Raw genomic sequence first — 17,506 nt, forward strand, 5'->3', positions numbered from 1 at the left:
AAGGGCTATTCCAGTAGGGCCGGAGAACCAGTACATTTATAAGAGTAGTAGAGAACAGGTGAATACGACAAAATGCAGGGGCCGATTAAAGGGTTTCCTGCTTTTTTATATTAATTCAGCTATCGGTTGGAATTAGGTGTTACATTTTATCAAAATTAATTATTTGTATAATTACAGGACAAACTATAAACAATAAAGCATGATTGCTTTTTTAAACAATTTCTTTCTATTAAAAGCTTTAAGTAATTTAACGGGATAAAATCATGGCCTTTTGGACCTTGCTTTTATAATACGTGATAAGGAGGCTGTTCCAATGTGGGGTGCCCTTTTTTGGGGAACGCTTGCGGCATCTGCTACATTACTTGGAGCCATTATAGCACTGAAATTCTCAATTCCAAAAAGGATCATTGGTTATATAATGGCGCTCGGGGCAGGTGCGTTAATTGGTGCGACAACTTACGAGTTATTAGAAGAATCCCTAGAAATAAGCGGGTTTAAAGAAGTGGCAATAGGCTTTTTAGGTGGAGCGTTGCTTTTTACTATTTTAGATTATTTTATTTCTCATAAAGGAGGAGGATACCAACGAAAAGAAGCAGATCGAAAGTTGGTTAAAGATTCTAAGCAACAAGATGATGGAAAAACGTCAGGAATGGGTATTTTTATAGGGAGTGTTATGGATACACTACCTGAATCAGCGATGATTGGTTTAAGTTTAATTGGTGGCGAATCTGTTAGTTTAGCTCTTGTTGTCTCTGTTTTTATTAGTAATATACCTGAGGGTCTTTCGAGTACTGTCGGTTTGCGGCAAAGCGGTTTTTCCAAAAAGAAGATCATCGTTATGTGGAGTCTTGTCGTATTCTTCTCGGCATTAAGTGCTTTAGGCGGGGCTACGCTGTTGGAGTCTGCTTCAAATAGCATTAAAGCAATTGTTAGTTGCCTTGCAGGAGGGGCAATTATTGCTATGCTTGCTTCAACAATGATGCCTCAAGCTTATAAAGAAGGGGGACCAACTGTAGGATTTGTGACCTCAATTGGTGTTTTTATTTCGTTGTGGCTTCATTATTTATAAGATAGATGTAATTTTAGTAGTTATTAATTTGGATAAAAAAATCCGTCGTCAGTATTTGACGACGGATTTACTTATATTATTTACCTGCTAATTGAGCTTTCTTATCAAGCTTAAGATCGAAACGATCTGCATTCATAACCTTAACCCAAGCCGCAATAAAGTCATTAACAAATTTACCTTTGTTATCGTCTTGAGCATAAACTTCTGCTAGAGAACGTAGAACTGAGTTTGAACCGAATACTAGGTCCACTCTAGTTGCAGTGCGCACGACTTCACCTGTTTTACGGTCGCGACCTTCAAATACTTCTCCATCTACAGATTTCCACTCTACTGCCATGTCAAGCAAGTTAACAAAGAAGTCATTAGAAAGTGTACCAACATGATCAGTGAATACGCCGTGTCGAGTACCACCGTGGTTTGTTCCTAGTACACGCATACCACCAATAAGGACAGTCAATTCTGGTGCAGTAAGGTTTAGTAATTGAGCTTTATCTACTAAAAGTTCTTCTGCACTTACACTATACTGTTTCTTTTGATAGTTGCGGAAACCATCTGCAACTGGCTCTAATACTGCAAAGTTTTCTACATCTGTTTGTTCTTCTGTTGCATCACCGCGTCCAGAAGCAAACGGAACAGTTACATCAAAGCCTGCATCTTGTGCAGCTCTTTCTACTGCGGCACTACCACCTAGTACGATTAAATCAGCCATGCTGACTTTTTTATCTAATTGGCTTTGAATGTCTTCTAGTACAGAAAGCACTTTTGAAAGTTGTTCTGGCTGATTAACTTCCCAATCCTTTTGTGGAGCAAGACGGATACGGCCACCATTTGCACCACCACGATTATCAGAGCCGCGGAACGTACTTGCTGACGCCCAAGCTGTTGTAACTAGTTCACTGATTGTAAGACCAGAGTTTAGGATCTTTTCTTTTAATTGTGCTACTTCTGCGTCTGTTAATTCATAATCAACAGTTGGTACAGGGTCTTGCCAGATTAGATCTTCTTCTGGTACTTCTGGTCCAAGATATCTTGCTTTAGGTCCCATATCACGGTGAAGTAGTTTGAACCAAGCACGAGCAAATGCATCTGCGAAATCTTCTGGATTCTCATAGAAACGACGAGAGATCGCTTCATATGCTGGGTCATAACGTAATGCCATATCTGCTGTTGTCATCATAGTCGGAACACGAACAGATGAATCTTCTGCGTCTGGTGCAAGATCCTTCTCCGCAGGATCTACAATTTGCCACTGCCACGCACCTGCAGGGCTCTTTGTCAGCCACCACTCGTATCCGAATAGCAGCTCAAAATAACCATTGTCCCATTGTGTTGGATTCGCCGTCCATGCACCTTCAATTCCACTTGTAATCGTGTCACGGCCTTTGCCGCTTCCGTGTTTGCTTAACCAACCTAAGCCTTGTGCTTCTATAGGGGCTGCTTCTGGTTCTGGACCGACAAGAGAAGCATCTCCTGCACCGTGTGCTTTACCAAACGTATGGCCCCCAGCTATTAATGCAACCGTTTCTTCGTCATTCATTCCCATACGACCAAATGTTTCACGAATATCACGTGCACTTGCAATTGGATCAGGTTTTCCGTTTGGACCTTCTGGGTTAACATAAATTAGACCCATTTGAACGGCAGCAAGAGGATTCTCAAGCTCGCGATCACCTGTGTAACGATTATCACCTAACATTTCAGCTTCAGAACCCCAGTAGATGTCTTCTTCAGGATGCCAAATGTCTGCGCGTCCTCCACCGAAACCAAAAGTCTTACCGCCCATAGATTCAATCGCAACATTACCTGTTAGAAGTAATAAATCGGCCCAAGAGATTTTATTACCATATTTTTGCTTAATTGGCCATAGAAGACGACGTGCCTTATCAATGTTTGCATTGTCCGCCCAGCTATTTAATGGTGCAAAACGTTGTGAGCCAGTTCCGCCACCACCACGGCCGTCACCGATACGATATGTACCTGCAGCGTGCCAAGCCATTCGGATAAACATTGGACCATAATGTCCATAGTCTGCTGGCCACCAATCTTGGCTGTCTGTCATTAGATCATGAAGATCCTTTTTAATAGCTTCATAGTCTAATTTTTGGAATTCCTCTGCATAATCAAAATCTTCTCCCATAGGGTTTGTTTTTCTATCATGCTGATGTAAGATATTTAGATTTAATTGGTTTGGCCACCAGTCTCTGTTTGTTGTACCACTAGAAGCCTTACTAGTAGCAGCTCCGTGCATTACTGGGCATTTGCCAACGTTATTAGTATTATTAGAGTCCATTTTGTTATTCCCCTTCCGTGTGAATAATTATAGTAAATAATTATGTCTCTTATCTTATAGCCTTTTAGATCAAAAGACAATAATTATTATTATGTAATCATTATATTAAATTATTTTATAAAAAGAAAGAATAATAACCTGTGATTTTCTCAATTAGTTTCTCTTTTTGAGATTTTTGTTCAATTTTTAGTAATAATTTAAGGGGAAGAAGTACGTTTATTCTTTGTGGTATAAGTATTGCTGGTTGTAGAGAAAGGATCTTGTCTTCCTTATTAATACGTGAGTATCAGCAATGAATATACCAAAAAAATAATTAACTGAATATTCAAAACGTGTTGATGCTGGTATAACAATATTATGAAATTTCTTTATAAACTTAATGTTCAAGGGCTTTTTTCGTATTAGAAAGCGATTAAATGTGGTCGCTTTCTGAGGTTGGTATGATTGATGAAGTCAAAATCTGAATTAAGAGTTGCGATCATCGGAGGGAGAATTGGTGGTGCTGCTGCCGCAGTTGCTTTACAGCGTGGAGGAATCCGTGCAGAGATTTTTGAGCAAGCTCCCGTTATTAAAGAAAGAGGTCGGTGCTGGTGTTGGAATGCGTCCTCCATCTGTCCACTTTTTAAAAAGTGGGGGATTTATGATGAGATCGAAAGCAAGTCTTATTTGATGTGAATGTACAATCAAAGGATACATCATGGCGTCCGATTATTAAGAAAGGAGATATTGTTTAACAGTTAAGAAAACTTTGATTCGAGGATACAGAAAGTGGCGGAAAATGTAGAAGAATACACTTGTCGCCCTGTGTATGATATTGATACAATTGACCGCTGGCACTCCAATTGTATAACATTGCTTGGAGATGCAGCTCATGCAATGCAAAAACCATACTGGTCAAGGGGCCAATAGTGCGATACAAGATGCAGGAGTTTTGGCTGAAGCGTTAGATAATGCTGATTCTTTGGGAGACGTTAAAAAAATATCAGGCAATTAGAAAACCAGTAACAGACAAATATCAAAAACTCTCCCGCAAAGCACCAACGCAAGAAACTGACCACTTTCTAGAAGAAGGATCATTTTGAAAAGGCATAGGAAAGAGTAGTGAATATAGAAGGTCATTAGTTTGAGGAAGAGGCCGGGACTAACGAAAGTGTTTTATGAAAATAGAAACGTGACAACCTTACCGGAGCGGATGCTATGCATCTATTACGTTTTGATTTTCGTTAAATTCTTTTGTCCCGGCTTCTTTTTTGCATTTGAAAATAAATAGTCTTAGCTAATGTTCTAACCTAGTTGATTATTCATACAGGATTATTTAAGGGATATTTAGTTGGAAAAAGTAGACACTAAAAGTACTATCGTGTGATGATATATAGTAAGGAATGCTATAAGGTTTAGAAGTAGAAAAGGAGGAAATATGACAAATAAACAAACAAAGCAAGGTTGGAATGTAGACAATAGTTATGCTAGTTTACCCAATGCTTTATTCTCTACTATAAAATTAAATCCTGTTCAATCTCCAAAATTGCTAATTATTAACGACTCTTTGTCAGAATTTTTAGGATTAGATTCGGAGGCTCTTCAAAGAAATGAGGGAGTAGATATATTAGCGGGCAATCAAGTTCCAGAAGGAAGTGTGCCAATTGCTCAAGCGTATGCAGGACATCAATTTGGAAATTTCACGATGTTAGGAGATGGACGTGCGGTTTTGCTCGGTGAGCAGATCACCCCTCAAGGTAAACGTTTCGACATACAATTGAAAGGTTCAGGAAGAACACCTTATTCAAGGGGAGGAGATGGGCGCGCAGCTTTTGGACCGATGCTAAGAGAATATATTATGAGTGAAGCGATGCATGCACTTGGCATTGCAACTACACGTAGTTTAGCTGTTGTCACGACGGGAGAGTCTGTGTTTCGTGAAACAGAACTTCCTGGAGCAATATTGACACGGGTCGCTTCGAGTCATATCCGAGTCGGAACATTTCAATATGTTTCAGCAAGAGGCGATATTGATGACCTTAGAGCCTTTGCCAATTATACAATAAATAGACACTTTCCTGATCTTGAAGCGGAAGAAAATCGCTATCTAGCGCTTTTGAATGGAGTCATTAAACGTCAAGCAAAGTTAATTTCCAAGTGGCAATTGGTTGGTTTTATCCACGGAGTTATGAATACCGATAACATGACTATTTCAGGTGAAACGATCGACTATGGCCCATGTGCTTTTATGGATAAATATGATCCGAAAACGGTTTTTAGTTCAATTGATAGAGAAGGACGTTATTCGTATGGAAACCAGCCATACATAGGTGGTTGGAACTTAGCGCGATTTGCTGAAAGCTTGCTGCCGCTTTTGCATGAAGAGAAAGAGAAAGCACTTAATTTAGCTCAGGAAGCAATCTCAGGTTACTCCAAGCAGTATCAACAAGATTGGTTGAGTGGAATGCGTGCGAAATTAGGCTTGTTCAATGTAGAGGATCAGGATGAAGAACTCATTGAAAGTCTTCTTAGTCTCATGCAGAAAGCGCAAGCTGATTTTACAAATACTTTCCACGCATTAACGTTAAATCAAATAGAAGGGACAGGTTTATCTTGCCAAAGAGAATTTAACGATTGGTTTGATAGATGGCAGGCTAGGTTAGGGCGGCAACAAGAATCAGATTCTGATTCTAAACAGCTGATGCAAAAGTCGAATCCGGTAGTCATTCCACGTAACCATAAAGTAGAGGAAGCTTTAGCAGCTGCAGTCGATAACAATAATCTTAGTTTAATGGAGCGCCTACTTCAAGTTCTCTCTAATCCGTACGACTATGCTAAAAAGAACGATGAATATATGAAACCCGCTGAACCGACAGATCGCCCGTATCAAACCTTCTGCGGAACGTAACCTTTAAAAATAAGAAGCAGGATCATATCATCATGATATGATCCTGCTTCTTTTGTTCATATTAAAGCTTGAACGAACTCTTTAATGATACAATTAAATTAAATACAAGACTCTCTTTAGTCGTATGTTTAGGATCAACATTAAAGTAACCATGTCTAAAAAATTGGAACTTGTCTTGTTCTTTTACATCCTTCATATTAGGTTCGACAAAGCCATGGAAGATTTGAAGAGAATGAGGATTTACTTGATCAAGGAATGTTCTTTCTACTTGTTCATCAGCTGAAGCTTCCTCTTCTAAAGTTTCAGGTTCTTCATTTAAGAGCAGCGGCTCGTATAAGCGGAATTGAGCAGGAACCGCTTGTGTTGCTTCGACCCAATGCAATGTGCCTTTCACTTTACGGCCGGTGAAGCCTGATCCACTTTTCGTTTCAGGATCATACGTACAATGAACTTCGACCACGTTGCCATCCTCATCTTTAATAATATCTTCGCATTTAATAAAATAAGCATGTTTTAATCGGACTTCGTTACCAGGGAAGAGGCGGAAATATTTCTTTGGTGGATTCTCCATGAAGTCCTCTTGTTCAATATAGATTTCTCTTGAGAAAGGAATTTGTCTAGTTCCCATTTCAGGATTTTCTGGATTGATTTCCGCTTCGAGCATTTCAACTTGCCCTTCCGGATAATTTGTAATAACGACTTTTAACGGACGAACAATTCCCATCGTACGAGGAGCTTTCATTTTCAAGTCTTCCCTTACGAAGTAATCTAACATTTGAGAATCAACCATCCCAGATCCTTTTGAAACACCTGTTTCACGAACAAAAGCACGAATAGCTTCAGGTGTATAGCCTCTTCTGCGTAACCCAGAAATTGTTGGCATACGGGGATCATCCCAACCATCTACAAAGCCTTCATCGACAAGTTGTTTCAATTTTCGTTTACTCATGACAGCATTTGTGATGTTTAAACGACCGAATTCAATTTGTTGTGGGGTGCTTGTCATTTCACACTCTTCTACAATCCAATTGTATAACGGACGTTGATCTTCGAACTCAGTCGTACATATTGAATGTGTAACATCCTCAATAGCGTCTTCTAGCGGATGAGCAAATGCATACATTGGATAAATACACCAGTCATCGCCTGTGTTGTGGTGTGTTGCATGAGAGATACGATAAATGACTGGATCTCTCATATTGATATTAGGAGAGCTCATATCAATTTTTGCCCGTAAGACTTTCTTACCATTTTCGAACTCACCTTCACGCATGCGCTCGAATAAATCTAAGTTCTCTTCAATCGAACGAGTACGGTACGGACTGTCTTTTCCTGGCTCTGTTAGTGTGCCGCGATATTCACGAATTTCATCTGGCGAAAGGTCGTCGACATAGGCTTTTCCTTTTTTAATAAGTAGAACCGCTCTTTCGTACATTTGTTGAAAGTAGTCAGAAGCAAAAAACAGCCCATCCCAATCATAGCCGAGCCATTTTACATCTTCTTTAATTGCGTGAACATATTCGGAGTCTTCTTTCAATGGATTTGTATCATCAAAACGTAAATGGGTCTTTCCGTTGAATTCGTCAGCTAAATCAAAGTTAATGACAATTGATTTAGCATGTCCAATATGTAAGTATCCATTCGGCTCTGGTGGAAATCGAGTAATAACATGGTTTCGCTTGCCGGTTTCTATATCTTCTTTAATGATATTTCGAATGAAATTGGAAGAGTTATGTTCCATGTTTTTTTCACCCTTTCTTCATTATGTATTGTGCATTATATACTTTTCCATAATACACTATTTATTAGACAATATTGTATCATAAGTCCTTATTTGAACAAATGCTCGTTTGTAGCAATTCAAGACTCTTTTAGAAAGGGGAGGGCCTGTTTTTCTTCTAAGAAGGTAACTTCATGAACTTTCTAACTATATAGCTTGTCCAATATACGAGGTTGTATAAGTGTAACTCTTAAAAAGCAATAGATGTTCTCCCGTGTTTTTATTGTTAACCATTATTATTTTTAAGTTGACAATAAAAACGATTAAGGTGTAAAATTTCAAAAAAATGGTTACGTTTTGCTTTGAAGTTTTTGATAAAAGTAGCAAAGGAGAAGGGTGATAACAATGCAAGCGGATAGATACACGATTCGAATGCGAGCTGCTAAAGGAGGACCACATGAAAATGGTGGTAAACATATCTCTGGTGGAGAAGCTCTTGTGAAGGAAGAAGAGATCAAAAGAGTTGTACATACGATGTTGGACAAGGCTTTAGACCATTCAAGAGGAAAACCAGACTTTCTACAAGTCACCGTTGAAGAAGTAGTAGAGCCAATTGACTATTTGAAGCCACTCCCAATCCATTCCCATCAAGTGAACTCATTACAAGAAGGGCAAGGTAAAGCTATTAATCTACTAGAACTTTGCGGCATTCCTACATCAACGATCGAAAAGGCTTATCGTGTCATAGCTAATCCGCTAAATAGAGGATTGCGAGGAGCCATGTTCATCGATATTGATACTGGTCAGCGGGTCGATAGAAGAGGTGAAAAAGGTGTGCGTGTTTCACGAATGGATTGGAACGAAGAAAATTTTATTCTTTGGGCAACTAGAAAGAAAATCAATAAAAGCTTAAGGATAAAGGAAGCAGTTACGCTTGCAACAAAAGTGGCAAATTGTCCAGAGGTCATGGCTGAATTGTGCTGGTCAGATGACCCAGATTATCTCACAGGCTACGTTTCCAGTATAAAAATTGGTTATCAACGTATATCCAAACTAAAAAAATTTGGGGATGAATCAGGCTGTCGAATCTTTTTTGTACGTGCCTGTGATGTAACTTCTTGCATAGATTATCTGGAAAACAGGCCAACATTACTTTTATGGGAGGAAGAGAATGATGAACAACTTAATTGAAAAAAGCAAGAAATATCTTTGGTTACCTTTTACACAAATGAAGGATTATGACTACAATCCTCTAATCATTGAAAGCGGTACAGGCATTAAAGTGAAAGATATTGATGGCAACGAATATTATGATGGATTTTCATCTGTTTGGCTTAATGTTCATGGTCATAGAAAAACGGAATTAGACGAAGCAATTAAAAGACAGTTGGATAAAATTGCTCACTCAACGTTACTAGGTATGACCAATGTCCCCGCTACAGAACTTGCAGAAAAATTGGTTCAAGTGACGCCGGAGCGGCTAACACGAGTCTTCTATTCGGATAGTGGCGCTGAGGCAATGGAGATTGCTTTAAAGATGGCCTTTCAGTATTGGAAAAACATAGGGAAACCAAAGAAACAAAAGTTTATCTCGATGCAAAATGGTTATCACGGCGACACGATTGGTGCAGTAAGTGTTGGGGCAATAGATCTGTTTCATCATGTTTATGGACCGTTGATGTTTAATAGTATAAAGGCTTCGATTCCTTATGTTTATCGTTCGGAAAGTGAAGACCCTATACAATGCCGTGATCAATGCTTACAAAAGCTAGAAGAAATATTGATCTGCCATCATGAAGAAATTGCAGCTCTTTCAATTGAGTCAATGGTTCAAGGGGCTGCTGGAATAATTGTTATGCCTGAAGGGTTTCTATCAGGAGTTCGTGCTTTATGTACAAAATATGATGTTCTTATGATTGTCGACGAAGTGGCTACAGGGTTCGGCCGCACGGGAAGAATGTTTGCCTGTGAGCATGAAAATGTTCAGCCTGATTTAATGGCAGCGGGAAAAGGATTAACAGGTGGTTATCTCCCAATTGCAGTGACACTTGCAACGGAAGAGATTTATGAAGCTTTCTATGAAGACTATGAACAGCTTAAAACATTCTTTCATGGTCACTCCTATACAGGTAACCAACTTGGGTGTGCTGTAGCACTGGAAAACCTACATCTTTTTGAATCTGAAAACATAGTTAAACGTGTTGCGGAAAAATCGGAATATTTACAAAAGTCGCTCGAATGCCTTCGAGAACTTCCTCATGTAGGGGAGATTAGACAATTAGGTTTCATGTGTGGTGTTGAACTTGTGCAAGACAAAAGAACAAAGAGTCCATTTGCATTTGAAAGGAGAGTAGGTTATAAAGTCTCCTTGAAAATGAGGGAACTTGGGATGTTAACAAGGCCGCTAGGAAACGTTATTGTCTTCATGCCCCCTCTAGTCAGTACACAAACTGAGCTAGAGGAAATGGTAGCAATTATGAGAGATGCGATTAGCATCGTATGCCAAGAGGAGGAGGCTACTCTTGGAAGTGGTGTTTAATTCTTGGTTGACGGAAAGGATTCATCAAATAAAAGATCAAAACTTATATCGAGAACTAACTGTTATGACCAGTGGACCGGCACCAAAGGTTACGATTAATAGTCAAAATCAGTTGGTGTTTTCCTCCAATAATTATCTTGGTTTAGCAGCAGATGAACGAATCATTGCTGCTTCACGATCAGCAGCGAAAGTGATGGGCATCGGGAGCAGTGGTTCAAGATTAACAACGGGAAGTAACATCTGGCACCAAAGATTAGAAGAGAAAATTGCTAGTTTTAAACAAACGGAGGCAGCGTTGCTATTTTCAAGTGGTTATTTAGCTAATATAGGCGTCCTTTCATCGTTGGCGGAAAAGGGAGATGTCATTTTAAGTGATGAGTTGAATCATGCAAGCATTATCGATGGCTGCCGTCTTTCAAAAGCAAAGACAGTTATTTATAAGCATGTTCATCTAAAGGATCTTGAAACGAAGCTAAAAGAGACTCAGAAGTTTAATAAAAGGTTTGTTGTTACAGATGGTGTATTCAGCATGGATGGGAATATTGCTCCGTTAGATCAAATTATCTCGCTAGCTAAAGCTTATAATGCTTTTGTGATTGTTGATGATGCTCACGGGACAGGGGTTCTTGGAGCAAATGGTAGAGGAATATGTGAATATTTCGGAGTTCAACCTGATGTCCTAATAGGTACCTTAAGCAAAGCGTTAGGAGCCGAAGGAGGGTTTGTGGCAGGATCCTACATATTAAAGAACTTTCTACTAAATCATGCAAGGTCATTTATCTTTCAAACAGCCCTTCCCCCTTGTATTTGTGCAGCTTCCGTTAAAGCGTTCTCAATTATTGAGGAAGACAAGAGAAGAAGAGAGTCGTTAGTCGCTAAATCTACTTTTATACGCACTCGACTTAGAGAGTTAGGTTACGAGGTTAAGGGCACTGTTACACCGATTATTCCCATCATAATCGGTGGGACAAAGGAAGCCCTAAATTTTTCAAAGCGTCTGAGACAATATGGGATCTTTGCACCAGCGATACGTCCGCCAACCGTACAAGAAGGAGAATCACGAATTCGATTAACGGTTACTGCAGAACACTCTTATGAAGATATTAATCAATTAATAGAAGCTTTTAAACTATTAAGCACAAACGATGAGGTGACGAAATGAAAGGTATCTTTGTAACGGGAACGGATACGGACGTCGGAAAAACAGTCATTGCAAGTGGAATAGCAGGGGTGTTGAGGGATCGAGGTGTAAATGTGGGTGTGTTTAAACCAATGTTGAGCGGAATTGAACGAGATGATTCAAAAAGTGATACTTATTTGTTAAAACAGTTATCACAAACACCCCTTACTCTTGAGGAAATAACGCCATTTCAGTTTGAGGCAGCTTTGGCCCCGGGAATTGCACAACAAATCGAAGAAACCAATGTCACTCTCGAGAATATTTTACAACATTGGAACAAGATTAAGCATAGTCATGAATTTTTTGTCGTTGAAGGTGCAGGAGGCATTTCGGTTCCACTAGGTAAGGGCTTCTTAGTTAGTGACGTAATCAAGTCATTAGGTCTACCGGTTCTAGTTGTTGCGCGACCGGGATTAGGAACGATTAATCATACCTTTTTAACAGTACAGTATGCTAAGAGTCAAGGATTAAATGTTGTTGGAATCGTTATTAATGGAATGAGTGAAAAGCAAGGTTTAGCCGAGAAAACAAGCCCTCGTGTCATAGAAGAGATGTGCAAAGTTAAGGTATTGGGAATTACGCCGAGAGTAGAAGAAATTTCTATCCATTCGTTCAAGCAATTAGTCAACGATACTATTGAAATAGATCAGTTTTTGAAATAGAAAGGTGTGGTTCCATGAAAACAGAGTTCGAGGATTTAACGCAAAACCCGTATCCTTTTTATGAAGAAATTCGTGCTCAGTCACCTATACACTGGGGAGAGTTTTTCGGGAACCGTGGCTGGTACATAACAGGTTATGAAGAAGCAAGCATGATCTTGAAAGATCTTCGTTTTCAAAATCGCATGCCGCTTCCAGAAACAACAAAGTGGTTCGAACGTTTAAAAGAGATCCAGAAACAGATGGTACTTTATCAAAATCCGCCTGACCATAGGAAGATACGTAGACTGGTAAATGAAAGATTTACTCCTAAGGTACTAGAACGGTACGTGTTTATGATTGAAGAAACAGCTGAACAATTATTTTCACATATAAAAAATGATAAGAAGCTCGACTTTATTGCTGACTTTGCTTTTCCGCTAGCAAGCACAGTGATAGCTAGACTTTTAGGCGTTCCGGAAAGAGATAAAGATCTATTCAGAAGGTGGGCATTAACGTTAATTGATACGATTGATCTCAACCGTTCTAGAAAATCATTAGTGAAGGGGAATGAATGCATTGTAGAGATGGTTCATTATTTTAAAAGTTTGATCCTAAATAGTAAACGAAATCGAAAAAATGATCTCATTAGTGTGTTGGTAGAGGAGCAGAACAATGATAAGTTAACAGAGGATGAGGTCCTATCAACTTGTATTCTTTTACTAATAGCCGGTCACGAAACAACAGTGAATTTAATTAGTAATGCGATTTACTGTTTGGCAACTAATCAAGAGCAACAAATAAAATTAAGAGAAGAACCTCTCCTACTAAAAACGGCAATTGAAGAGGTGTTACGTTATGAGAGTCCGACTCAATTAACGGCTCGTATCGCTTCAACAGATGTGATCATTAATCAAACACAAATTAAAAAAGGTGATCATATCTATCTTTTTCTTGGTGCTTGTAATCGTGATCCCAAAAATTTCCCGAATGCGAATACTTTGGATTTTGCGAGGGAGCCTAATCCTCATCTTTCATTTGGGGCAGGAATTCATTTTTGTTTAGGCTCGGAATTGGCAAAAATAGAAACAAAAGCAGCTCTTCGTACTATTTTAAAGAATACAAACTCAATACAAATTGATTCAAAACAACTGGAGTGGAGAAATCTTACGGGATTTAGAGCATTGAAAGAATTGCCAGTGGTGTTTAATTAAAAGGAATTAGAAAGGCCTACTCCCTAAAAAAATTTGGGGAGGTAGACCTTTTATCTTTAGCCCTTGGAATTCTTATGTAGGACCTGAGTAATGAAGATGCTCTTCAAGAGGGAAGGTGATTGTAAATGTTGTACCTTTTCCGATCATACTCTTAATACTCGATTTCTGTTTTGGATATACATATACTGAACATTCTTGTTTAATCAAACGTTTGTTTAACAAGGTAAGGAGGCAATTCCTTTCAATGGTTGTCTTCTTAATTAAAAAAAGGATGTGTAAAGCATGACAAAAATCTATGGCCACCGTGGCTGTAAGGGTACATTTTGAGGAAAATACAATTATAGGGTTTGAAAAGGCAATAGGTCAGGGAGTAGATGATTTAGGTGATGAATAAACAGGCATGCTAACATGCCTGAAACCGATATTAAACTTTCACATCTAATGAGCTGTTTCTGTCTTCATATTCAATTGTTTCATAATTATTACTGTATAAAACCAGGGTAGCTTTCGATGAAGCATGATTTTGTCTGGAAGTCTTATAGCTTAAAGGTGAGGATGATGGACTTTGACGACGGTCTTTAATTGGGTAAGTTTGCATTGGTTTTGTAACGAGTGGTTGTCTTTCGTGAAAAGTTAACTGATAAAGCATAATGCTCCTCCTTGAGTAGTTTTGTCGATATGTATTTATAGTTCAGAATATGGTTTAATTATTTTTTCTTATATATACCTATATGGATTGTCATTTTTTTTATGGGGGCGCAGACTAAGAAGGTAGGAAATAAGGAATTAGTAATGGAGAACTTTTTATTACAGGAATTTCTCTAGTCAAAATGTATAGTAAAAGGCTATGCCTAAAGGTCTATATCAATTCAAAATGATGAATATCAAATAAGAAATATGACAACTGTCATATCTTTTATTTGACGTTCATGACTTCTTGTCTGACATAATTTCTTTTACGATAGAAAGAGATTCTCCAGATACTTCTCGGAAAAGATGAGTAAAATTTAGGGAGGAAAAGATGAGTAATTCTAAATTAGCACAGTTGAAAAAAAGTGTTGCCCCTTTTGAAAAATCAGATGTGAAAAAGAGTATTAGACAAATATTAAATACAATTCCGCCATTTTTTCTATTATGGTTTTTGGCGTATCAGAGCTTATCAATATCAATCTGGCTGTCTTTAGCTCTATCTGTTATAGCAGCAGGATTTGTTGTCCGCATATTTATTATTTTTCATGATTGTTGTCACGGCTCTTTCTTTAAAAATAAAAAAGCTAATAATATTGTAGGAACAATAACAGGTATCATAACGATGTTTCCATATGAAAAGTGGAAACGTGAACACTCGATTCACCATGCAACAAGTGGGAATTTAGATAAACGTGGTATTGGTGATGTATGGATTATGACAGTAGATGAATATGTAAAAGCTCCTTTTAAAGAACGATTGGCTTATCGTCTTTACCGTAATCCTTTAGTAATGTTTGGGTTGGGTCCGGCGTATTTATTTCTTGTATCTAATCGTTTTAATCGAAAAGATGCTAGAAAAAAAGAGCGTTTGAACATGTACTTAATCAACGTATCAATTGTGGTTATTAGTATATTAATGATTTTAATCATTGGATGGAAGGCTTTTCTGTTGATTCAGCTTCCGATTTTGTTTGTTGCCGGTTCTTTAGGAATCTGGTTATTCTATGTTCAGCATCAGTTTGAAGACTCGTATTTTGAAGATGAATCTGAATGGGATTATGTAAAAGCTGCAGTAGATGGAAGCTCTTACTATAAACTTCCTAAATTGTTACAATGGGTAACTGGAAATATTGGTTACCATCATGTCCATCACTTAAGCCCAAGGGTTCCAAATTACAATTTGGAAAAAGTGCATGAGACGACTCCTCCTCTACAAAAAGCAACAACGATTACGGTAGGTTCAAGTTTACAATCTATTCGCTTCCGTCTATATGATGAAAAGAAGAAGACATTTGTAAGTTTTAACGATGTGAAAGATTTACTGAAATCAAATAAGGATCTTAAAATGAAGAATAGACAAACAAGTCTCCAAGGAAAATAAATATCGAAGGAAAAACCCGTTCAACTTTGTTTAATGGGTTTTTCTTGCACCAACCTTTACGTATTTCTATGCTGTCATCCACTAGAAATGACAAATTTAGGATAATCAGTGATATGATTAAAAATAGGAAACATTTCTTAGAAGGAAGGAGGTTTTTATGCAAAGTTGGTATAACATTTTTCCGAAAAATACAGGACTCAGCATCTACGTCTGGATTATTTTCTGCCTACTGCCTTTTTATTTTATTTTCAGATCCTCATCAGCATTTGAAATTATATTTGGGATTATTATGATTCTGTTGTTTTTTATTTCCTACCGGTTATCTTTTATTTCAAAGAGTTGGCTTGTGTATGTCTGGGTAGGAATAGAAATGGCCATAAGTATTGGAATGACTTTATTTTATGGATATGTGTACTTTGCGCTTTTCTTAGCTTTCTTTATTGGGAATATTCAAAGCAAGTTGGGTTTCCTTACATTGTATATCGTTCATTTACTAACGACGATTGTAGCAGTAATTCTAAGTTTCTTTACGCAAAATGAATTATTCTTTGCTCAGTTTCCATTCATTATTATTTCGGTGATTGGTGTTATTTTACTGCCATTCAATACGTATAATCGAAACAAGCAAGAGAAGTTAGAAGGTCAGTTAGAAGATGCCAATAAACGTATTTCACAATTGATGGTGATGGAAGAGAGGCAGCGGATTGCACGTGATCTGCACGATACACTTGGTCAAAAGCTTTCGCTTATCGGTTTGAAAAGTGATTTGGCTAGGAAGTTGATTGAGATTGATCCCAATTCTGCAAAGGGTGAACTGAGTGATATTAATCAAACAGCGAGAACAGCTTTAAAAGAAGTCCGCGAAATGGTCTCAAATATGCGTGGAGCAAAGCTTGAAGATGAAATAATTCATGTGAAGCAAATTCTTAAAGCTGCTGAAATCGACTTTGTAACAGAAGGCAGTGTTAAGCTTACGGCCACTCCTTTATTAGTTGAGAACGTCGTTAGTATGTGTTTAAAGGAAGCTGTTACAAATGTGACCAAGCACAGTCAAGCAACTATATGTAAGGTTACAATTGATGAAACTCAAGATGAATTAAGGATGATCGTCGAAGACAATGGCATCGGAATAAAAGACAAAAGCGATTTCTCCAAAGGACATGGACTTCAAGGGATGAAGGAAAGATTAGAGTTTGTAAACGGAAGTTTAACAATTATAGATTCAGAGGGGACGAAACTCGATATACGGGTGCCAAAGGTGATTCAACAGATGGCAAAGGAGGGTTTGAGTTGATTCGAATTGTCATTGCAGAAGATCAGCGCATGTTACTTGGAGCTCTTGGCTCCTTGCTAGATTTAGAAGAAGATATGGAAGTCGTTGGGAAGGCAAGGAATGGGGAAGAAGCTTTAGCTTTAGTGAAACAATTGCAGCCTGATATTTGCATTATGGATATTGAAATGCCAATTAAAAGTGGCCTGGATGCTGCAGAAGAATTAATAGATGAACCATGTAAAGTAATTATCTTAACAACCTTTGCTCGTGCTGGATATTTTGAACGCGCTAGAAACGCAGAAGTGAGCGGTTATTTATTAAAGGATAGTCCAAGTGAGGAGTTAGCAAGTTCAATTCGAACGATTATGGACGGACGACGCATTTATGCACCTGAGTTAGTTGACTTAGCTTTTGATGATACAAATCCTCTAACGAAGCGGGAAAAGCAAGTTATGGAGCTCATTGCCGATGGCAAAAGTACAAATGAAATTGCTAAAGAGCTTTACTTAACAAATGGTACGGTTCGTAATTACATTTCTGTTATTCTCGATAAGTTAGATGTAGGAAACCGTATTGAAGCCATTCAAAGGTTTAAGGAGAAGGGTTGGTTTAAATAGGAGTATCT

At 38.2% G+C, this 17,506-nt stretch carries 15 protein-coding genes; 12 read left to right on the plus strand and 3 right to left on the minus strand.

The features are described 5' to 3' along the window. The first annotated feature begins 313 nt into the window (after positions 1–313). Positions 314–1,069 (plus strand): ZIP family metal transporter, encoded by a 756-nt coding sequence (locus BkAM31D_RS02470; protein WP_066158107.1) that lies wholly within the window; start codon positions 314–316, stop codon positions 1,067–1,069. Positions 1,070–1,145: 76 nt separating this feature from the next. Here the strand turns inward: BkAM31D_RS02470 and katG are convergent, their stop codons facing one another. Beyond that, a complete protein-coding gene (gene katG / locus BkAM31D_RS02475) occupies positions 1,146–3,359 on the minus strand; it encodes a catalase/peroxidase HPI (protein WP_066158105.1) in 2,214 nt (737 codons plus the stop codon). A gap of 447 nt (positions 3,360–3,806) precedes the next feature. On the opposite strand from katG, the gene BkAM31D_RS24060 reads away from it, so the two are divergent. The 3 genes from BkAM31D_RS24060 (at position 3,807) to BkAM31D_RS02485 (ending at position 6,246) form a co-directional block, all read left to right on the plus strand. Then, on the plus strand, positions 3,807–4,034 hold the full coding sequence (locus BkAM31D_RS24060) for a hypothetical protein (protein ID WP_066158103.1): 228 nt from the start codon (positions 3,807–3,809) through the stop codon (positions 4,032–4,034). A gap of 196 nt (positions 4,035–4,230) precedes the next feature. Next, positions 4,231–4,353, plus strand: a complete 123-nt coding sequence (locus BkAM31D_RS24120; RefSeq protein ID WP_257391624.1) for a hypothetical protein — start codon at positions 4,231–4,233, stop codon at positions 4,351–4,353. 423 nt (positions 4,354–4,776) lie between these two features. Further along, entirely contained in the window at positions 4,777–6,246 is a 1,470-nt protein-coding gene (locus BkAM31D_RS02485) for a protein adenylyltransferase SelO (protein WP_066158101.1), read from the plus strand. A 61-nt stretch (positions 6,247–6,307) separates the two neighbouring features. Here the strand turns inward: BkAM31D_RS02485 and BkAM31D_RS02490 are convergent, their stop codons facing one another. After that, complete coding sequence (locus BkAM31D_RS02490) at positions 6,308–7,987, minus strand: glutamine--tRNA ligase/YqeY domain fusion protein (protein WP_066158099.1); 1,680 nt, start codon at positions 7,985–7,987, stop codon at positions 6,308–6,310. 384 nt (positions 7,988–8,371) lie between these two features. On the opposite strand from BkAM31D_RS02490, the gene BkAM31D_RS02495 reads away from it, so the two are divergent. Genes BkAM31D_RS02495 through BkAM31D_RS02515 form a run of 5 tightly spaced genes read left to right on the plus strand, consistent with a single transcriptional unit; the run spans position 8,372 to position 13,537 of the window. After that, complete coding sequence (locus BkAM31D_RS02495; protein WP_066158097.1) at positions 8,372–9,157, plus strand: 6-carboxyhexanoate--CoA ligase; 786 nt, start codon at positions 8,372–8,374, stop codon at positions 9,155–9,157. Further along, positions 9,138–10,505 carry an adenosylmethionine--8-amino-7-oxononanoate transaminase gene (bioA, locus tag BkAM31D_RS02500; RefSeq protein WP_066158095.1) on the plus strand — a complete coding sequence of 456 codons (1,368 nt, stop codon included), beginning with the start codon at positions 9,138–9,140 and terminating at the stop codon, positions 10,503–10,505. Before BkAM31D_RS02495 ends, bioA begins: the two co-directional genes overlap by 20 nt. Then, on the plus strand, positions 10,495–11,667 hold the full coding sequence (gene bioF, locus BkAM31D_RS02505) for an 8-amino-7-oxononanoate synthase (protein WP_157076882.1): 1,173 nt from the start codon (positions 10,495–10,497) through the stop codon (positions 11,665–11,667). Before bioA ends, bioF begins: the two co-directional genes overlap by 11 nt. Next, positions 11,664–12,347, plus strand: a complete 684-nt coding sequence (bioD, locus tag BkAM31D_RS02510) for a dethiobiotin synthase (RefSeq protein ID WP_066158091.1) — start codon at positions 11,664–11,666, stop codon at positions 12,345–12,347. The genes bioF and bioD overlap by 4 nt, the downstream gene beginning before the upstream one ends. A gap of 14 nt (positions 12,348–12,361) precedes the next feature. Beyond that, complete coding sequence (locus BkAM31D_RS02515) at positions 12,362–13,537, plus strand: cytochrome P450 (protein ID WP_066158089.1); 1,176 nt, start codon at positions 12,362–12,364, stop codon at positions 13,535–13,537. A gap of 424 nt (positions 13,538–13,961) precedes the next feature. Here the strand turns inward: BkAM31D_RS02515 and BkAM31D_RS02520 are convergent, their stop codons facing one another. After that, positions 13,962–14,186: a hypothetical protein gene (locus BkAM31D_RS02520; RefSeq protein WP_066158085.1), complete on the minus strand. Its 225-nt coding sequence runs from the start codon at positions 14,184–14,186 to the stop codon at positions 13,962–13,964. A gap of 372 nt (positions 14,187–14,558) precedes the next feature. Between BkAM31D_RS02520 and desA the strand changes: the two genes are divergently transcribed. The 3 genes from desA (at position 14,559) to BkAM31D_RS02535 (ending at position 17,498) form a co-directional block, all read left to right on the plus strand. Further along, positions 14,559–15,608, plus strand: a complete 1,050-nt coding sequence (gene desA / locus BkAM31D_RS02525) for a Delta(5) desaturase DesA (protein ID WP_066158081.1) — start codon at positions 14,559–14,561, stop codon at positions 15,606–15,608. A gap of 157 nt (positions 15,609–15,765) precedes the next feature. Further along, positions 15,766–16,902 carry a sensor histidine kinase gene (locus BkAM31D_RS02530; RefSeq protein ID WP_066158077.1) on the plus strand — a complete coding sequence of 379 codons (1,137 nt, stop codon included), beginning with the start codon at positions 15,766–15,768 and terminating at the stop codon, positions 16,900–16,902. Beyond that, positions 16,899–17,498 carry a response regulator transcription factor gene (locus tag BkAM31D_RS02535; protein WP_066158074.1) on the plus strand — a complete coding sequence of 200 codons (600 nt, stop codon included), beginning with the start codon at positions 16,899–16,901 and terminating at the stop codon, positions 17,496–17,498. The genes BkAM31D_RS02530 and BkAM31D_RS02535 overlap by 4 nt, the downstream gene beginning before the upstream one ends. Positions 17,499–17,506: the final 8 nt, after the last annotated feature.

This window comes from Halalkalibacter krulwichiae, assembly GCF_002109385.1.
Taxonomy (GTDB): domain Bacteria; phylum Bacillota; class Bacilli; order Bacillales; family Bacillaceae_D; genus Halalkalibacter; species Halalkalibacter krulwichiae.